Origin of the sequence: Bradyrhizobium sp. STM 3561 (genome assembly GCF_045571455.1) — a bacterium.
Classification (GTDB): domain Bacteria; phylum Pseudomonadota; class Alphaproteobacteria; order Rhizobiales; family Xanthobacteraceae; genus Bradyrhizobium; species Bradyrhizobium vignae.
This window is the reverse complement of sequence record NZ_CP120695.1, coordinates 6,631,684-6,649,337: the sequence shown is the minus strand read 5'-3', so window position 1 is coordinate 6,649,337 and position 17,654 is coordinate 6,631,684. Positions and strand designations below refer to the sequence as shown.

The following is a 17,654-nucleotide window of genomic DNA, read 5'->3' as shown; positions in this document are numbered from 1 at the left end:
AAGCGCGATGAGATTTGGATGAATCGTCATCGCGCTTTAGCTTGTTGTTTACGCATGATCTTTCCGGAAAACCGCTTCGCACTTTTCCGGATCATGCTTTAGCACGTCTCTGATACGCGCTGAAGCCGCAACGCGCACAGCTGTCATCACCCGCGCAGGCGGGTGATCCAGTATTCCAGAGACGATCGTTATAGAGCCGAGATGCCGCGGCGTACTGGATTCCCCGCCTTCGCGGGGAATGACAGTGAACGAGAGTGGGAGCCTTACGCCACCGCTTCCTTGGCCTTTTCCGCGCGCTTGCGCTCGTTCGGGTCGAGGTGCTTCTTGCGCAGGCGGATCGACTTCGGGGTGACCTCGACGAGCTCGTCGTCCTCGATATAGGCGAGCGCCTTTTCCAGGGTCATGCGGATCGGCGGGGTCAGGCGCACGGCTTCGTCCTTCGAGGTCGTGCGGATGTTGGTGAGCTGCTTGCCCTTGAGCACGTTGATCTCGAGATCGTTGTCGCGGGTGTGCTCGCCGACGATCATGCCGCGATAGACCTTCCAGCCCGGCTCGATCATCATCGGGCCGCGGTCTTCCAGCTTGAACATGGCATAGGCCACGGCCTCGCCCTGGTCGTTGGAGATCAGCACGCCGTTGCGGCGACCCTGGATCTCGCCCTTGTACGGCGCATAGCCGTGGAACAGGCGGTTCATGATCGCGGTGCCACGGGTGTCGGTCAGCAACTCGCCCTGGTAGCCGATCAGGCCGCGGGTCGGGGCGTAGAACACCAGGCGCTGGCGGTTGCCGCCGGACGGCTTCATCTCGATCAGCTCGGCCTTGCGCTCGCTCATCTTCTGCACGACGACGCCGGAATGCTCCTCGTCAACGTCGATCACGACCTCCTCGATCGGCTCCATGGTGGCGCCGGTGGCCTCGTCCTTCTGGAACACGACGCGCGGGCGCGACACCGAGAGCTCGAAGCCTTCGCGGCGCATGGTCTCGATCAGGATCGCGAGCTGGAGTTCGCCGCGGCCCGACACTTCCATCGCGTCCTTGTCGGCGGATTCGACGACGCGCAGCGCGACATTGCCCTCGGCTTCACGCAACAGACGGTCGCGGATCATGCGGCTCGTCACCTTGTCGCCTTCGGTGCCGGCGAGCGGGGAGTTGTTGACGATGAACGACATCGACACGGTCGGCGGATCGATCGGCTGCGCCGGCAGCGGCACCTCGACAGTCGGATCACAGAAAGTGTCGGCAACGGTGCCCTTGGTGAGGCCCGCGATGGCGACGATGTCGCCGGCTTCTGCCTCATCGAGCGGTGTGCGTTCGAGGCCGCGGAACGCAAGGATCTTGGTGATGCGGCCGGACTCGACCAGCTTGCCCTCGGCGTTGAGCACCTTGACCTGCTGGTTCGGTTTCAGCGTGCCGGAGGAGATGCGGCCGGTGATGATGCGGCCGAGATAGGGGTTGGCTTCGAGGATGGTGCCGATCATCCGGAACGGACCCTCTTCGACCTTCGGCGGCGCGACGTGGCGCAGGATCAGGTCGAACAGCGGCTCCATGCCTTTGTCCTTCGGACCCTCGGGACTCTCGGCCATCCAGCCTTGCTTGGCCGACCCGTAGAGGATCGGGAAATCGAGCTGCTCCTCGCTGGCATCGAGCGCGGCGAACAGATCGAACACCTCGTTGATCACTTCGGTCGGCCGCGCGTCGGGGCGATCGACCTTGTTGATGACGACGATCGGCTTGAGGCCGACCTTCAGCGCCTTGGAGACCACGAATTTGGTCTGCGGCAGCGGGCCCTCGGCGGCGTCCACCAGCACCAGGGCGCCGTCCACCATGTTGAGGATGCGCTCGACCTCGCCGCCGAAATCGGCGTGGCCGGGGGTGTCGACGATGTTGACGCGGGTGTCCTTCCACTGCACCGAGGCTGCCTTGGCCAGGATGGTGATGCCGCGCTCACGCTCCAGGTCGTTGGAGTCCATGGCGCGCTCGGTCACTTTCTGGTTCTCACGGAACGTGCCGGATTGCTGCAGGAGGCGGTCGACCAGGGTGGTCTTGCCGTGGTCGACGTGGGCGATGATGGCGACGTTACGAAGGTTCATGAGTGAGCTTCTTTGCGGTCGAACAATGGGTTAAGCGCGATCTCGCCGGTCGGACCGGGACCTCTTCTCGAAACAACGCTGGAAGACTGGAAACAGGGCGCTTTGCGCCCAAAAAGGAAGCCCGGCCATATCAGACCGGGCGCCCTACGCGTTGCGGCGCAATATATGCAAAAACGGCCAAAAAACAATGTGTTCTTTGGCCGTTGGTTGACTGAATTTTGTCCGGGAATTTCCGGAGCTTAGGGCTGGGTTCCGGGATGGGCGGGGCGTGCCGCAGGTGAAGTCGTCGAGGCCCGCGATAGCAGCCGAGCCGCCTCTACACCGCCTTCCGCACCTCGGTCGGATACACCCCGCTCAGCACCTCCTCGAAATGCGCCTTCACGGCGTCATTGCACAGGCAGGCGCGCTGGCGCAGGCCGTCGCGGTTGCGAACCAGGATCGAACCGCGCCGCGTGTCGAGCACGCCTTCGGCTCTGAACGACTGGAGCACGCGGCTGGCATAGCTGCGGCCAACCCCGAGCAGGGTCGCGAGCTGTTCATGCGTGAGCGGCACGCTGGTGTCGTTGCCGGTCCGCTCCATCGCGGCCAGAATCCATTTGGCGGTGCGCTGCTCGATCGAGTGGATCGCGTTGCAGGCGGTGGACTGGAAGATCTGGGCCAGCATGCAGTCGGCGTAGCGAACAAAAATGTTGCGCAGGGACGACGAGCGCAGCTTGGCTGCTTCGAGCTTGGCCACGTGAATGCGCGCAAACGGCCCTCCGAATTTCACGCAGATCCGGGTATAGGCCGGTAGAAATCCCTCGCTGACGATGCCGCCCACCGCGCCTTCGCGGCCGACCAGAATGGTTTCGACGTCGCGGCCATCCTCGTTGGGGACAAGGAAAGTCGCGAGTGACGGTCCGCAGGGGAAGTGGACGACCTGTACGTCATCGCCGGGATTGTAAAGCAATTGGCCTGCTGCGGAGTCTTCGACGGTCACGTGCGGTGCAAGGAGTGCGTAGTCTGCCTGGTTCAAACGCCGCAGCAGATTGTTGGCCGGCCGGCTCTCGACCTCGGTAACCTTGCCGACACGCGTATCCATTTTGAACTCCCCTCCTTCCTCCCACTTACCGAGTCCCATCCACTCCAGTGTGTACAAGTGGACAGACTAAAGAACGATGATGTGGTGAGTTTCGTTCCGGGAACCCTCTGATGCGCTGGGCGCAGGCATCGTGTCGCGGCAGTCCTGATCGATAACTCCAACCAAGATGTGATCATGGCACCCGCACCGTCCAATGGCTCAGGCTGGCCGGCCGATGTTCTGATCGTCGAGGACGACCCGATCATCGCGCTCGACTTCGAGGACCGTCTGCTCGGATTCGGTGTGACCGGTGTGCGGACCGTCGGTTCGGTGACACAGGCACTGGACGCCATCGCGAAGCGTACGCCGGATTTCGCGCTGCTCGACGTCGAGCTGATCCGCGAGACGAGCTTTGTGATCGCCGAGCGGCTGATCGCGCTGAAGGTTCCGTTCGTTTTCGTCACCGGCTACGGGGCCGAGGCGCGCATTCCACCGGAATTGGCAGGCCGGCCGCGGCTGCAGAAGCCGTGTTCGAGCGACGCGCTGGAAGCGGCCCTCCAGGCGCGCGCCGCCAATTAGCGATCAGCTCTGCTTCGGATCCAGCGTGGTCGACCACAGTGCGACGTCGGCGCGGTCGCGCAAGGTCACCGTCATCTGGCCGGAGGCGCCGTCGATCTTGACGTGGCCGAAAAACTGCATGCCGGCTGACGGCGGCAGGTTCTGACTGTCCTTGCCCGGCGCCTTGACGAAGCGGACCTCGGGTCCAAAGGTGTTGTCGAGCGCGTTCGGACCGAAAGTGCCGGCATGTAGTGGGCCCGAGACGAATTCCCAGAACGGCTCGAACTCCTGGAATTGCGCCTTGTTCGGATCGTAATAATGCGCTGCAGCGTAATGCACGTCCGCCGTCAGCCACACCGTGTTGTTGACCGGCGCCATCTTGATGAAGCGCAGGATGTCGGCGATCTCGAACTCGCGGCCACGCACCGGGCCGTCGCCCTGCGCAACGGCTTCGGAGCCGCCCTTCGGCGTGTCCGAGACGACAAGGCTGATCGGCATGTCTGACGCGATCACCTTCCATGTCGCGCGCGAATTCAGAAGACCGCGCTTGAGCCAGGCGATCTGGTCGGGGCCGAGGAAATAGCTCGCCGGGCCATAGTCGGTTTCGAGATTGGCGCCGTTCGGGCCGCGATAGCTGCGCTCGTCGAGCACGAACACGTCGAGATGCGGGCCATAGGAGATCTGGCGATAGACGCGGCCGGGCTCGATGATGCTCTCGCGCATCGGGTACATCTCGTGGAAGGCGCGACCCGCGCGGGCCGCGAGCAGCGAGATGTCGCGCACCTTGTAGGCGGCCGGCAAGTCTTTCGACAGCGACCAGTTGTTGGTGACTTCGTGGTCGTCCCACTGCACGAAGATCGGCACCTCGGCATTGAAGGCACGGAGATTGTCGTCGGTGAGGTTGTATTTGTGCGCGGCGCGAAACTCGTCCAGCGTCTCGGCGACCTTGGCCTTCTCCGGAATCGTGACGTTCTTCCAGATCTTGCCATCGGCGAGCTTCACCTCGGATTGGATAGGACCATCGGCATAGATGGTGTCGCCGGAATGCAGGAAGAAATCCGGCCGGTGCTTGCGCATCGCCGAGAAGGTGAACATGCCGCCGTCCTCGGGGTTGATGCCCCAGCCCTGGCCTGCGACGTCGCCGCCCCAGACGAAGCTGACGTCGCGGCGGTCGGCCGGCGCGGTGCGGAAGCGGCCGACCACCGGCTCGCCCTCGACCGCGCTGTGCGAGAGATCGCGGAAGCGGATGCGGTAGAAAATGTCCTGGCCGGCCGGAAGACGTTCAACCAGCATCTTCGCGGTGAAGTCGCTCTCGGGCAGCGCCGCGATCGGCGGCAGCGCACGGGCATCCTTGAAGGATTCGGTCGTTGCCACCTCGACCAGCATCTGTGCGGGCCGGTCGGTACGCGCCCACACCACGCCGCTGTCGACGGTGACGTCGCCCGATTGCACGCCGTGCGTGACGGCCGGCCGGTCGGCTGCGCGCGAGAGATACGGCATCGCGATCGTGCCGAGTGCACCGGCGCTGGTGGCGAGGAAACGGCGGCGGGAGAATTTGATGTTCATGGGACGGCCCCGATATCGCGTGCGACGGCCGCCAGGCGGCAGCCGGTGAAGTCAGACGCTATATTGAGACAATGTGACGCAGCGATAACGCGCGCAAGCCTTTACGCGTTGCCGGCGGCGCGGAATTGCGCGCTCGCGCGTTGCAGGTTCTGCGGCAGGCTCATCAGCACTGCCTTGCGGTCGGCGACCGCGGCGTGGAACTGGTCGAGCGCGATGTTGAAGGCGGTGAGCGCCCCTTCCTCGATCGCGCCGTGATCGTAGCAGCGCAGCGTGTCGCGCAGGATGTCGTCAGCCTCGGTCTGCATCTGGTCGAGCTCTTCGGTCGTCTCGCACTTGCGCGCCGCCGAGATCATGTCGAGGAGTCGTTCGCGCTGATGATTGTTGCTGTTGCGCTCGTCCTTCTTCAGATAGCCGGCAAACCAGGCGCCGATCGAGCCCATGGCGGAAAGCGCCATCAGGCCCCACCAGATGTAATCGCTGTATTTGTCGAGGAAGGTCTTTTCCTCGCCGTCGACGAAGGCAGCCGCACCCGGATGCACCGGGATCACGGCATCCTTGTCGGTATCGGGCGTTTCGATCTTCGCCGCGAGCGGGAATTCCGTCACCAGTTGCTGACGCACGGCGAAGAGCTGGCGCGTGAACGCCGCAATGGTGGTTTCGGACACAGCCTTGCGCGCCACGATGTGGTGCGAAAAGCTGATGGTCTTGACCTCGTCCTCCGGGCGGGCGGGCGAGCCGCCATAGGTGCCGGCAGGAATCTCGGACGCTTCGTAGACCGGATGGTTTTGTGCGATCGCGTCCGCCGAATCGATCGCGAGGAAGGTGGGCGCACCGAAATCCTTGATGGAGGCGGAGATCGCATCCGCCGTGATCTTGCTGTTGACGGGGCCGGCCGCGAGATAGACGTCGGCCTTCTGCGCCTTGATCGCCTCGGCAACCTCGTTCGCAGGAAATTGCACGATCTCGACCTTGGCGGGATCGACACCGTATTGCTGGAGGATCACCTTGAGCAGGTTGACATTGGCCTGGGTGCGGCCGACCACGCCGACGCGATGGCCAGCGAGCTGCGCGATCTTGGTGATTTTCGGGCCTCGCTTCTTGCCTTTGCCCGGAACGGACCAAAGCACCACGACGTTCTTGCGCAGGGTCGCGACCGCCTGTGCGTTCTTCGGCACGTCGAGGTCGCCGCGCAGGATGGCGAGATCGACCTTTCCTTCCGCGAGCGCATTGGCGCTGGCCGTGGCGCCGTCGGTCTGGATCGGGCGTAGCCGCACCTGGCCCCTGCTCTGCGTGAAGGCCTGCGTCAGCGTCTGCACGACCTTGACGTCGTCGCTGTTCGCGGGCCCGACCGCGATCTTGAGCGTCACGGGGCGCATCGCGAAGTAATATCCGCCGACGAGTGCGCCGATGATCGCCAGCACGAATGCCAGAGACACGAGTGCCGTCTTCCGCGCCGCGGATCGCGGCGAAGGCGGAGGGGGCGTTTCGGCCAGGTCCAATCCCCCGGTCATCGATCTCCCAAACAGGCTCTTCAGGCTCAGTTTCATCTTGGCCGGCGGTTTACGCCCGCAAGTGTAGCAAATTTCTTGTCCGGCGGGGTTACATCTCCGTCATGGTTAGCGGATGCAGGAAATCCGCTATGAACCCGTGCGCCGGCGCGGTGTTAGAGGAAAGTTCCCCTAAAGGACGGAGACGACCATGGCAGAACGGCTCTCGGCGGAGACGCGCAAGCAGGCGCTGGGCGGATTACCGGGCTGGACTGAAGTCCAAGGCCGCGACGCCATCGGGAAAACCTTTGTCTTCAAGGATTTCAACGAGGCGTTCGGCTTCATGACCCGGGCCGCGCTGGCAGCCGAGAAGCTGGATCACCACCCCGAATGGCGCAACGTCTACAAGACGGTGGAGGTGGTGCTGTCGACCCACGACGCCGGCGGCGTCACCGCGCTCGACATCGCCCTGGCCAAGGCGATGAACGCCATCGCCGGCTGACACCAAGCTGACGCCTTGCAGGGACCGGCCGCATCCCCATCTTGTGATCGCCGGGATCGGGCGATCCGCCACCTCCGGCAGAACGGGGAGCATTTGAGCATGGCTGCCGAGCACAGCGTCGGCTTCGAGCCGGCCGATCGGCTCGCGGAAGATCGCGAGAGCGTGCGCCGCCGCTTCTGGCGCAAGCTGAAGCGCGTCGCCGCGCAGCTGCCGTTCGCGGAAGATTTGCTTGCCGCCTATTACTGCGCGTTCGACCGGCAGACGCCGCGCCACGTTCAAGCCTCGCTGCTGGGTGCGATCGCCTATTTCATCCTGCCGTTCGACTTCGTCGCGGACGTGATGCCGGTCCTCGGCTTCGCCGATGACGCCGCCGTGCTCGCCACCGCCATCCGCATGGTTGCCGGCCACATCACGACCGAGCACCGCGAGGCCGCCCGCGCCGCGCTGAAGCGCGGGGTGGAGGAGGAGGCGACGGACTAGCCGTTGTTGACGGCAAGTCGTGGCGACACCTGCTGCTGTCATTCCCCGCTAAGGCGGGGAATGCAGTACGCCGCGGCCTCTCGATTCAGTCGTTGCCGTCACGGAATACTGGATCGCCCGGTTCAAGACCGGGCGATGACAGCGAGTGTGTGGATGTCGCTCGCGACATCGTTGGTCGCAACGGCAACAGCTACTTCTTCTCCACCCGCGCCTTCTCCGCGTCCCACGCCTGGAATTGCCTGAACAGCGTCTCCTTGTCCGCGTCGGACACGTTTGCAGCGGTCGGGCTCTGCTTCAGGAACGCCTCGAAGCGCTGCCGCGTCACCGGCTCGACGCCGTGCTTGTCGAGCCAGTGCTGCGCCACCGGCAATCTGTTCCAGCCGGATAGCGGCGCCGCGAGCGAGACCTCCTTCCACTTGGGATGGAAGGGCGGGTTCTGCAGCGCGGGGAATTTCGTGAAGAACGCGTCCACGAACAGCGCGAGCTTGCGATAGCGCTCGGTGTTGGGTGCCCAATTATAAGCCGCGAGCACTGCAGGCACGGCGATCGTGTCGACGCTCTCGCCCTCCTTGATCAGGTTCGGATAGTCCTTCGCGGTCAGGGTTGCCGGCAGATAGTCGCTCTGCAGCGGGGTCGCATAGTCCACCTTCGCGAGATGGAAGCGGCCATCATTGCCGAAGGTCGAGACCGATTTGTACGGCTTGCCGCCGACCACGATGACGGCGTCGATCTCGCCGGCCTTCAGCTTCTCCATCGCGATGCGCTGCTCGACATAGACGAATTTCGCCTTGATCCCGAGCCGCTCGAAAACGGTGAGCGCGCTGACGAAGGTGCCGCCGTTCGGCAGGTCGACGCTGACGGTCTTGCCTTCGAGGTCTTTGAGCGTTGCCACGGATTTCGGCGCGATCACCTGCATCTCTTCGTTGTAGAGCTTCGTCACATAGGTGAACTGCCGCTTGATGTCCTTGGCAAAGCCCTTGCGCTCGAGATAGTCGAGGGTGTCGGCGCGCACGATTCCGAGATCGACGCCCTGCAGGAACAGGATGTCGGCAACGCTCTGCACCGAGCCGCGGCCGACGATCGGCAGCACGCGGATCTTGTTGCCGTCGTCGAGCACCGAGGCGAGGTCGGCGCCGAACTGCACATAGGTGCCGCCGATCGTGCCGGTGATCAGCGTGACCGTGTTGGCGTTCAGCGCCTGCTTGGTCGAGGTCGAGCCGAACTGGAAGATGGCCTTCAGGCCGTCGGAGACCTTGGCCGGATCGTACTCGGTCTGCTCGGCGTGCGCCGCAAAGGCACAGATGGTCGTGATGGCGGCAAGCGCCATTTTCAAAGCATTACGCATGATGTCCCCTGAAGTGATCTAGTTCGAGAGCTGGGCGAGGCGCTGGCGCGCCTCCGCCGATCCGAGGCTGGCGGCGCGCTGATACCAGTCACGGGCGGCTGCCGCGTCGGCAATGACGCTTCGTGCGTCGTTGGTGCCGAGCACTGCCGGATCGTAGGTCTGTGCCAGCAGCAGCGCGGCCGTCGCGTCTTGCGCATTGGCCGCCCGTTCGAGCAGCAGGCGCGCCGCGGCGATGTCGCCGACGCCGATCAGACGTTTGGCGCGCGTCGTCAGTGCCGCAAGCGTGTCGGCGTCGAGGGTCCTGGCGGGCTCGGGCGGCGCAGGCTGCGCCGCGACAGGTGCCGGCGCATCGGTCTGCATTTGGACTTGGTTCTGGACTTGGCTTTGGGATTGGGCCTGCAGCGCAGTCTGATAGGCGGTCGCAATCGCTTCGCGGCTCGGCACTGGCGGTGCCGGGAGGTCCTGCTTGTCGGCGCTCGCCAGCATCGTGTCGGTCACGCGGCCGGGATCCTTGCTCGAGACTTGGTTTACGACTGGCGGGCTGGCGGTAGCCATTGCCTGCCCGGGAACTGCGCCGGCATAGTCGGCGAGAAGGCCACGCAGGTCGGACTGAAACACCACCGCCGCGATCGCGGCGGCGGATATCGCAAGTCCGGCAGCGACAAGAAGAGGCGCGATCCTAGCTCTGGGGCGCAGCGGCGCATATTCCTGCGGGTCCGGTGCGCCGAGCGGGTCGGACAGAAACAGTGGGATGGGATCGTCCTGCGCAAGCTCGGCGCGCCTGGCACGTGCGCGGATATAGGATGCGATGGGCGGATGTGATGCAGATCGATCGGAGTCGAGCGCGAGCGACTCCTTCGACGGTCGATAGGCCGTCGTCTCCATGGTGTGATGCTCCCTACTGACGCAACGCAGGGGCAGTCCCGGCTTCAGTCTTCTTGTTCTTGTCCAGGAGCGCCCCGCAAACTGGAACCGGTAAATCGCCGTTTGAATCAGTCCAAAAGACGACGACGATTGGGGCGAATCGGGAAATATTTGGGTTAGATTGGGGCGAGGTTGCGGAATGCACCTCTATTTTACTAACTGTGGTTGAGGGGGACTTATGATGCAGCGGCAGGCACACTGCCAGCTCCGCGCTCGCTGTCATTCCCCGCGTAGACGGGGAATCCAGTACGCCGCGGCCATCGATTCAACCACAACTGTCTCGGAGTACTGGATCGCCCGGTCATCAAGCCGGGCGATGACAGCTGTGTATGAAGCGGCGTCGCGATGACATCGCGATCACGGATGCAGGATCACCTTGCCCATCGCTTGGCGCCCCGCCAGCACCTTCAGCGCATCCGCCGTCTGCGCGAGCGGGAAGGTGCGGTCGACATGCGATGAGATCTTTCCTTCCGCGGTCCACTTCACGAGCTTCTCGAGATTGGCCCGGTTCTTCTCCGGATTCTGCCGGGTCCAGGCGCCCCAGAACACGCCGCGGATATCGCAGCCCTTCAACAGCGCGAGGTTCAGCGGCATCTTCGGAATGTCGCCGGCGGCAAAGCCGATGACGAGGAAGCGGCCTTCCCAGGCAATCGAGCGCAGCGCCTGCTCGGCATACGCACCACCCACGGGATCGAAGATGATGTCGACGCCCTTGCCGCCGGTGAGCTTGCGCAGACCTTCCTTCAAATCTTCCTTGGCGTAGTTCAGCGTCAGCTCGGCGCCGTGCGCCTTGGCGAATTCAAGCTTCTCGTCGGACGAGGCGCAGGCGATCACCTTCAGGCCCATCAGCTTGCCGAGCTCGCAGGCGGCAAGGCCGGTGCCGCCGGCGGCCCCGAGCACCGCGAGCGTCTCGCCGGGCTTCGGACTGGCGCGATCTTCCAGCGCATGCAGTGCGGTGCCGTAGATGATGATGATGCCGGCCGCGCGGTCGTAGTCGAGATTGTCGGGGATCTTCACGATCGAGGCCGCCGGCAGCGCGATCTTCTCGCGTGCGCCGTTGTGGCCGCAGGATGCCACCACGCGGTCACCGACCTTGAGGTCGGTGACACCGGCGCCGATGCTCTCGATCACGCCCGCGACTTCCGCAGCCGGCGAGAACGGGAATGGCGGCTTGATCTGGTACTTGCCCTGGATCATCAGGATGTCGAAGAAATTCAGCGCCGCCGCCTTGATCGCGATCACGGCTTCGCCGGGGCCAGCCACCGGATCCGGCACATCGGCGAGCACGAGATCGTCGGGCTGGCAATATTGCGAGCAGAGGATGGCTTTCATCGCGGCACCTTGAGGCGTTTCGAGTGGAATTATGGTTGGCCCGGTTTTGCCGGATTTGATGCGGGTCGACAATCCGGATTCTTTGTCTCGGGTGATACGACGGCCTATCCTCCCGTCATTGCGAGCGCAGCGAAGCAATCCAGAATCCGTCCTGCGGAAATAGCCTGGATTTGCTTCGCTGCGTTCGCAATGATGAAATCCGCGGAGAAAGGATTCAAACGATGTTTGAAACAGGTCTGCTCAAGGGCAAGCGCATCCTCGTCACCGGCGGCGGGTCGGGCCTTGGCGCCGCGATGGGACGCCGCTTCCTCGCGCTCGGCGCTGAGCTCGTGATCTGCGGCCGCAAGCTCGATCGGTTGGAAGCGACGGCAGCGGCGATGCGCGAAGAGACCGGCGGCAAAGTCACGACCATCGCCTGCGATATCCGCGACGGCGCGGCCGTCGACAGCATGATGGATGCGATCTGGCGCGAGGCGCCGCTCGACATCCTCGTCAACAATGCCGCTGCCACCTTCATCGCGCAGAGCGAGCATCTCTCCTTCCGCGCCGCGGATGCGATCCTGGCGCCGACGCTGCATGGCGCGATGTATTGCACGCTCGCCGCCGGCAGGCGTTGGATCGAGGGCAAGCACGGCGGCGTCGTGCTGTCGATCCTCTCGACCTCCACCATCACCGGCCGCGCCTTCACGGTTCCGTCGGCGATGGCGAAGTCGGCGCTGCTCGCGATGACCAAGAGTCTCGCCGTGGAATGGGGCCCGAAGGCCATCCGCAACGTTGCGATCGCGCCGGGCCCGTTCCCGACCGCAGGGGCCGCCGGGCAACTCCGTCCCGAGGGCCGCGACGAAGGCTGGACCTCGCGCAACCCGCTTGGGCGCACCGGCGAGCACGACGAGCTTGCCGATCTCGCCAGCTTCCTGGTCTCGGACCGTGCCGCCTACATCAATGGCGAGATGGTGGTGATCGACGGCGGCGCGCATTTGCGCAGTTCCGGCGCCGAGGATTTGCTCGCCTGGACCGAGGCACAATGGGCCGAGCAACGCGCCGCGCGATCCAAGGCCTAACCGCCACCGATACCGCTAACTGCCTTCCCAAATTGGACTTTCCCGGCTATCCCTGCCCGGGGACAAAGCGCGCTCGGGCCATCTTCCAGTCACAATATTGAGGGAACCACTCCAGCATGTGGCGGGTGCTGATTTTAGCTTTGATGACTGGCGTGATGGCCGGGCGGATTGTCGATTCCGCGTGGGCGCAGACGGCGCAACCGGCGCCCAAGTCTGTTCCAAAAGAGTCTGCTCCAAAAGAGGCGACACCGAAGCCGGCCCCGCCGGCCAGCACGACTGCAAAGGCGGCCTCGAAGCCCGAGAGCAAATCGGCGGCCTCGCCCGCCGCAGTTGCGGGCGGCGCCGAGCCGACCCTGATCGGGCAGTTCGGCACCTGGGGAGCATACTCGGCGGCGCCGAACGGCAAGAAGGTCTGCTTCGCGCTGGCAAAGCCGTCGTCGTCGAAGACCAACCCGCCGAACCGGCCGCGTGATCCCGCCTATGCCTTCGTGTCGACCCGGCCGGCGGAGAAGGTGAGCAACGAGGTCTCGGTGATGATCGGCTACGCGCTGAAGCCGGGCTCGGAATCGACCGTCGAGGTCGGCGGCGCCTCCTTCGCCATGTACACGCAGGGCGACGGGCTCTGGATCAAGAACGCGGCCGAGGAGGAGCGGATGGTCGAAGCCATGCGCAAATCTGCCGATCTCGTGGTCAAGGGCGTCTCGGCCAAGGGGACCGAGACGACCGATACCTTCTCGCTGAAGGGTCTCGCCCAGGCGCTCGACAAGATCGCACAGGACTGCAGGCGGTAACGCCTCGTCGTTAAGGCTGAGGGCGATAAGGTCGCAATCGGCGGTTCCGATTGCTATATAGGGGTTATCCCAAAGGTGCTGCCGTCATGGCCGGGCTTGTCCCGGCCATCCACGCGCTGGCTCCGGGCGGGAAGAACGTGGATGCCCGGGACAAGCCCGGCCATGACGAGACAGCAGCAATCTCAGGCAAGCGATGACCGAGCCGCACAACGCAACATTGGTGGAGAAGACTCCGCTCGAAACCTATGTGCCGCCGGCAAGGCCGTCGCTGATCGGCCTGTCGCGCGCCGAGCTTGCAGATCGCCTCGGCGAGATCGGCGTTGCACCGGCCCAGCGCAAGATGCGCGTGCAGCAGTTGTGGCACTGGATCTATTTCCGCGGCGCCCAGAGCTTTGACGAGATGACCTCGATCTCGAAGGGCATTCGCGCCGATCTCGCCCAGCATTTCACCGTCGACCGGCCGGAAGTCGTGGCCGAGCAGATTTCCAATGACGGCACCCGCAAATGGCTGCTGCGGCTGCCGAGCGGCGACGCCGTCCAGAAGGCGCATGAAGTCGAGTGCGTCTACATCCCCGAAACCGATCGCGGCACGCTCTGCGTCTCCTCGCAGGTCGGCTGCACGCTCAACTGCGCGTTCTGCCACACCGGCACGCAGCGCCTGGTGCGCAACCTCACCGCCGGCGAGATCGTCGGACAGGTGATGGTCGCGCGCGATCGCCTGAACGACTGGGCCGATCGCGAGGACGGCACGCGCCGCGTCACCAACATCGTGATGATGGGTATGGGCGAGCCGCTCTACAATTTCGACGCGGTGCGCGATGCGCTGCTCATCGTCGGCGACAACGAAGGCATCGGCATCTCGCGCCGCCGCATCACGCTCTCGACCTCGGGCGTGGTGCCCAACATCGTGCGCGCCGGCGAGGAGATCGGCGTCATGCTCGCGATCTCGCTGCATGCTGTGCGCGATGAATTGCGCAACGAGCTGGTGCCGCTCAACCGCAAATATCCGATCAAGGAGCTCTTGCAGGCCTGCCGCGACTATCCCGGCGCCTCGAACGCGCGCCGCATCACCTTTGAATATGTGATGCTCAAGGGCGTCAACGATTCGCTCGACGATGCAAAGCTGCTGGTGAAGCTGCTCAAGGGCATTCCGGCCAAGATCAATCTGATCCCGTTCAATCCCTGGCCGGGCACGGCCTATGAGTGCTCGGACTGGGATCAGATCGAAAAATTCTCCGAATACATCTTCAACGCCGGCTATTCCTCACCGGTCCGCACCCCGCGCGGCCGCGACATCCTCGCCGCCTGCGGCCAGCTCAAGTCGGAGACCGAGAAGCTCAGCGCCAGGGAGCGCCAGGCGCTGCGCGCCATGGCGATGACGGACTAGCTTTCTATGTCCGCGCTCTCGCATCCCCGTCATTGCGAGCACAGCGAAGCATCCAGAATATCTCCGCGGCGGCAGTCTGGATTGTTCGTCGCTGCGCTCCTCGCAATGGCGACTGAGTTGACATTTTTGCCATGTCCCTGATCGGCCGCCTCATCATCATCTTCATCGGCTTCCTCGCCGCCTGCTTCGTCGGCGGCATGATCGTCGTCGTCGCGCTGCTGTTCCCGGAATTCGCAGATCTCGGCGCCGGTCCCGTCGATCAAGGTGCGATCGATATCCTGCTCGGCTTTGGCTTCATCTTCGTCTCGGGCTTCGCGCTGGTGCCAGCGGCGGTGATCGTCGCCGTCACCGAAGCGCTCTACATCCGCAGCGCGCTGGCTTACGCCGTCGGCGGTGGCCTCGTCGGGCTCGCCTGCTATCTCGGCCTTGTTCCGTTTCACGCCGACACCTTGCAGTTCGAAGGCATCGTGCGGCGTCACCTGGAGATCATGACCGGCGCCGGCATCGTCGCCGGTGTGGTCTATTGGCTGATCGCCGGCCGCAACGCCGGCGCCTGGCGCGAGCCGCCGCCTCCGCACAAGCCGCCTCCGCCGCTGCCGTCACAGTCGCGGCCGGACGGGCGGTAATTTATGTGCGTCATTCCGGGGTGATGTGAAGCATCGAACTATGGTGCGCAATTGCGCACCTGAGAATCTCGAGATTCCCCGGTGCGCAATTGTGCACCTGAGGTCTGGTCCTTCGGACCATCCCGGAATGACGGTGGCAAAGGGTTTCCATCCTCCTTCCACTCCGCTAAACCGCGCGCCATGAACCGGACTGGACTCTTCATCGCCCTGGCGCTCTGGCTCGTGATCGGCCTTGTTTTCGGCCTCTATCCCGAGCTCGATCTCAAGCTCGCTGCGCTGTTCTTCGACCCCGCGACCAGGACGTTTCCGCTCAAGCTGAACGAATGGGCCGGCTTTGCGCGCGATGCGGCGATGTGGATCGCCTGGGCCTTCGCCCTGCCCTCGATCGTCGCGCTTGTGGTCAAGATGATCCGGCCGGACCGGCCGCTGATGGTGCCGGGGCGCACGATCATTTTCCTGCTGGTGACGTTGACCATGTCGGCCGGCATTTTGACCAACCTGACGTTCAAGAATTACTGGGGCCGTCCCCGTCCGGTGGTGGTGACCGAGTTTGCCGGCGATCAGCAATTCGTGCCTTGGTGGGATCCGCGCGGCGGCTGCGGACGCAACTGCTCGTTCTTCTCCGGCGAAGGGGCAACGGCATTCTGGACGCTCGCGCCGGCCGCACTGGCGCCGCCGGCGTGGCGGCCACTTGCCTATACCGCCGCCGTGGTGTTCGGCGCGGTAACCAGCGGGCTGCGCATGGCCTTCGGTGGCCACTTCTTCACCGACGTTTCCATCGCGGGCCTCGTGACCTTCGTCGTGATCTGGTTCGCCTACGCGCTGATTTACCGCTGGCCGCGGACGCGGTTTTCGGACGATGCGGTCGATGCCGTCTTGACCCGGCTGAACATGCCCGCCTACCGGCTCCGCCAGCGCCTGTTCGGCCGCAAGACCGGTCCCGAGCCCTCGGTTTGAGCCATTAAATGCGTGCCGAGCCTCGCGAAATTTGATATTCGCCGCCCTCGAGCCACAACATCAGCTATTTGAGACCGATTGGACGCGCCATGACCACGATCCTGAAAAGCCTGCCCAAGGGTGAGAAAGTCGGCATCGCTTTTTCGGGCGGCCTCGACACCTCTGCGGCGCTGCTCTGGATGAAGCAGAAGGGGGCGCGCTGCTACGCCTACACCGCCAATCTCGGCCAGCCCGACGAGGCCGACTACAACGAGATCCCGCGCAAGGCGATGGAGTTCGGTGCCGAGAAGGCGCGCCTCGTCGATTGCCGCACGCAGCTGGTCCACGAAGGCATCGCCGCGATCCAGTCGGGCGCCTTCCACATCTCGACCGGGGGCATCATCTATTTCAACACCACGCCGCTCGGGCGCGCCGTCACCGGCACGATGCTGGTCGCGGCGATGAAAGAGGACGGCGTCAACATCTGGGGCGACGGCTCGACCTTCAAGGGCAACGACATCGAGCGCTTCTACCGCTACGGCCTGCTCACCAATCCCGGCCTGAAGATCTACAAGCCCTGGCTCGACCAGCAGTTCATCGACGAGCTCGGCGGCCGCGCCGAGATGTCGGCGTTCATGACCGCTCAGGGCTTCGCCTACAAGATGAGTGCGGAGAAGGCGTACTCGACCGACAGCAATTTGCTTGGCGCCACCCATGAGGCGAAGGATCTCGAAAGCCTCGACAGCGGCATCAAGATCGTCAATCCGATCATGGGCGTGCCGTTCTGGCGCGATGACTGCGCGGTGAAGGCCGAGACGGTCGTGGTGCGCTTTGAGGAAGGCCAGCCGACCGCGCTGAACGGCCAGACCTTCTCCGATCCCGTCGCGCTGTTCCTCGAAGCCAATGCGATCGGCGGCCGCCACGGCCTCGGCATGAGCGACCAGATCGAGAACCGCATCATCGAGGCCAAGAGCCGCGGCATCTACGAGGCCCCCGGCATGGCGCTGCTGCACATCGCCTATGAGCGCCTTGTCACCGGCATCCACAACGAGGACACCATCGAGCAGTACCGCATCAGCGGCATGCGCCTGGGACGTCTGCTCTATCAGGGCCGCTGGTTCGACTCGCAGGCCTTGATGTTGCGCGAAACCGCGCAGCGCTGGGTCGCGCGCGCCGTCACCGGCGAGGTCACACTGGAGCTGCGCCGCGGCAACGACTATTCGATCCTCAACACCGAAAGCCCCAACCTCACCTATGCGCCGGAGCGGCTCAGCATGGAGAAGGTCGAGGACGCCGCCTTCACGCCGGCCGACCGCATCGGCCAGCTCACCATGCGCAACCTCGACATCGCCGACACCCGCACCAAGCTGAAGCTCTACAGCGACACCGGCCTGCTCTCGGGCAGCGAGGGCTCGCAGATCTTCCGGCTCGAGAGCGACAAGGGGTGAACCTGGTGTAGCTTCATTCGTCATTGCTGAGCGAAGCGAAGCAATCCAGAATCTCTCGGCG

16 protein-coding genes are annotated in these 17,654 nt (G+C 64.3%); 9 read left to right on the top strand and 7 right to left on the bottom strand.

Going from position 1 to position 17,654, the window contains the following annotated elements; translation table 11 throughout:
• Positions 1 to 263: 263 nt before the first annotated feature.
• Both typA and P6U28_RS31520 read right to left on the bottom strand, forming a co-directional pair.
• Entirely contained in the window at positions 264 to 2,090 is a 1,827-nt protein-coding gene (gene typA, locus P6U28_RS31525; RefSeq protein ID WP_129145044.1) for a translational GTPase TypA, read from the bottom strand.
• A gap of 316 nt (positions 2,091 to 2,406) precedes the next feature.
• Positions 2,407 to 3,171: a Crp/Fnr family transcriptional regulator gene (locus P6U28_RS31520; RefSeq protein ID WP_122400335.1), complete on the bottom strand. Its 765-nt coding sequence runs from the start codon at positions 3,169 to 3,171 to the stop codon at positions 2,407 to 2,409.
• 174 nt (positions 3,172 to 3,345) lie between these two features.
• Here P6U28_RS31520 and P6U28_RS31515 point away from each other — a divergent pair, with 174 nt between their 5' ends.
• Positions 3,346 to 3,729, top strand: a complete 384-nt coding sequence (locus tag P6U28_RS31515) for a response regulator (protein ID WP_122400336.1) — start codon at positions 3,346 to 3,348, stop codon at positions 3,727 to 3,729.
• Positions 3,730 to 3,732: 3 nt separating this feature from the next.
• Here P6U28_RS31515 and P6U28_RS31510 read toward each other — a convergent pair whose 3' ends face one another.
• Both P6U28_RS31510 and P6U28_RS31505 read right to left on the bottom strand, forming a co-directional pair.
• Positions 3,733 to 5,274 carry an alkaline phosphatase gene (locus P6U28_RS31510; RefSeq protein ID WP_129145045.1) on the bottom strand — a complete coding sequence of 514 codons (1,542 nt, stop codon included), beginning with the start codon at positions 5,272 to 5,274 and terminating at the stop codon, positions 3,733 to 3,735.
• Positions 5,275 to 5,375: 101 nt separating this feature from the next.
• Positions 5,376 to 6,821: a TAXI family TRAP transporter solute-binding subunit gene (locus P6U28_RS31505; protein ID WP_129145046.1), complete on the bottom strand. Its 1,446-nt coding sequence runs from the start codon at positions 6,819 to 6,821 to the stop codon at positions 5,376 to 5,378.
• Positions 6,822 to 6,972: 151 nt separating this feature from the next.
• Here P6U28_RS31505 and P6U28_RS31500 point away from each other — a divergent pair, with 151 nt between their 5' ends.
• Both P6U28_RS31500 and P6U28_RS31495 read left to right on the top strand, forming a co-directional pair.
• A complete protein-coding gene (locus P6U28_RS31500) occupies positions 6,973 to 7,263 on the top strand; it encodes a 4a-hydroxytetrahydrobiopterin dehydratase (RefSeq protein WP_122400339.1) in 291 nt (96 codons plus the stop codon).
• A 99-nt stretch (positions 7,264 to 7,362) separates the two neighbouring features.
• Entirely contained in the window at positions 7,363 to 7,743 is a 381-nt protein-coding gene (locus P6U28_RS31495) for a YkvA family protein (protein WP_129145047.1), read from the top strand.
• Between the two features lie 190 nt (positions 7,744 to 7,933).
• Here the strand turns inward: P6U28_RS31495 and P6U28_RS31490 are convergent, their stop codons facing one another.
• The 3 genes from P6U28_RS31490 to P6U28_RS31480 all read right to left on the bottom strand — a co-directional run bounded on the left by P6U28_RS31490 (position 7,934) and on the right by P6U28_RS31480 (position 11,344).
• Entirely contained in the window at positions 7,934 to 9,088 is a 1,155-nt protein-coding gene (locus P6U28_RS31490; protein WP_122400341.1) for a TAXI family TRAP transporter solute-binding subunit, read from the bottom strand.
• Between the two features lie 18 nt (positions 9,089 to 9,106).
• Positions 9,107 to 9,973 (bottom strand): hypothetical protein, encoded by an 867-nt coding sequence (locus P6U28_RS31485; RefSeq protein WP_209294907.1) that lies wholly within the window; start codon positions 9,971 to 9,973, stop codon positions 9,107 to 9,109.
• A gap of 396 nt (positions 9,974 to 10,369) precedes the next feature.
• A complete protein-coding gene (locus tag P6U28_RS31480; protein WP_122400343.1) occupies positions 10,370 to 11,344 on the bottom strand; it encodes an NADPH:quinone oxidoreductase family protein in 975 nt (324 codons plus the stop codon).
• Positions 11,345 to 11,565: 221 nt separating this feature from the next.
• Here P6U28_RS31480 and P6U28_RS31475 point away from each other — a divergent pair, with 221 nt between their 5' ends.
• The 6 genes from P6U28_RS31475 to argG all read left to right on the top strand — a co-directional run bounded on the left by P6U28_RS31475 (position 11,566) and on the right by argG (position 17,593).
• The gene (locus P6U28_RS31475; protein WP_129145049.1) at positions 11,566 to 12,405 is read left to right on the top strand and encodes an SDR family oxidoreductase; all 840 of its coding nucleotides are present in this window, start codon (positions 11,566 to 11,568) and stop codon (positions 12,403 to 12,405) included.
• 116 nt (positions 12,406 to 12,521) lie between these two features.
• On the top strand, positions 12,522 to 13,196 hold the full coding sequence (locus P6U28_RS31470) for an invasion associated locus B family protein (protein WP_209294908.1): 675 nt from the start codon (positions 12,522 to 12,524) through the stop codon (positions 13,194 to 13,196).
• 193 nt (positions 13,197 to 13,389) lie between these two features.
• Complete coding sequence (gene rlmN / locus P6U28_RS31465) at positions 13,390 to 14,583, top strand: 23S rRNA (adenine(2503)-C(2))-methyltransferase RlmN (protein ID WP_129145051.1); 1,194 nt, start codon at positions 13,390 to 13,392, stop codon at positions 14,581 to 14,583.
• Positions 14,584 to 14,714: 131 nt separating this feature from the next.
• Entirely contained in the window at positions 14,715 to 15,209 is a 495-nt protein-coding gene (locus P6U28_RS31460) for a hypothetical protein (protein WP_122406318.1), read from the top strand.
• A gap of 180 nt (positions 15,210 to 15,389) precedes the next feature.
• The gene (locus P6U28_RS31455) at positions 15,390 to 16,166 is read left to right on the top strand and encodes a phosphatase PAP2 family protein (RefSeq protein WP_129145052.1); all 777 of its coding nucleotides are present in this window, start codon (positions 15,390 to 15,392) and stop codon (positions 16,164 to 16,166) included.
• Between the two features lie 89 nt (positions 16,167 to 16,255).
• The gene (gene argG / locus P6U28_RS31450) at positions 16,256 to 17,593 is read left to right on the top strand and encodes an argininosuccinate synthase (protein WP_129145053.1); all 1,338 of its coding nucleotides are present in this window, start codon (positions 16,256 to 16,258) and stop codon (positions 17,591 to 17,593) included.
• The last annotated feature ends 61 nt before the right edge of the window (positions 17,594 to 17,654 follow it).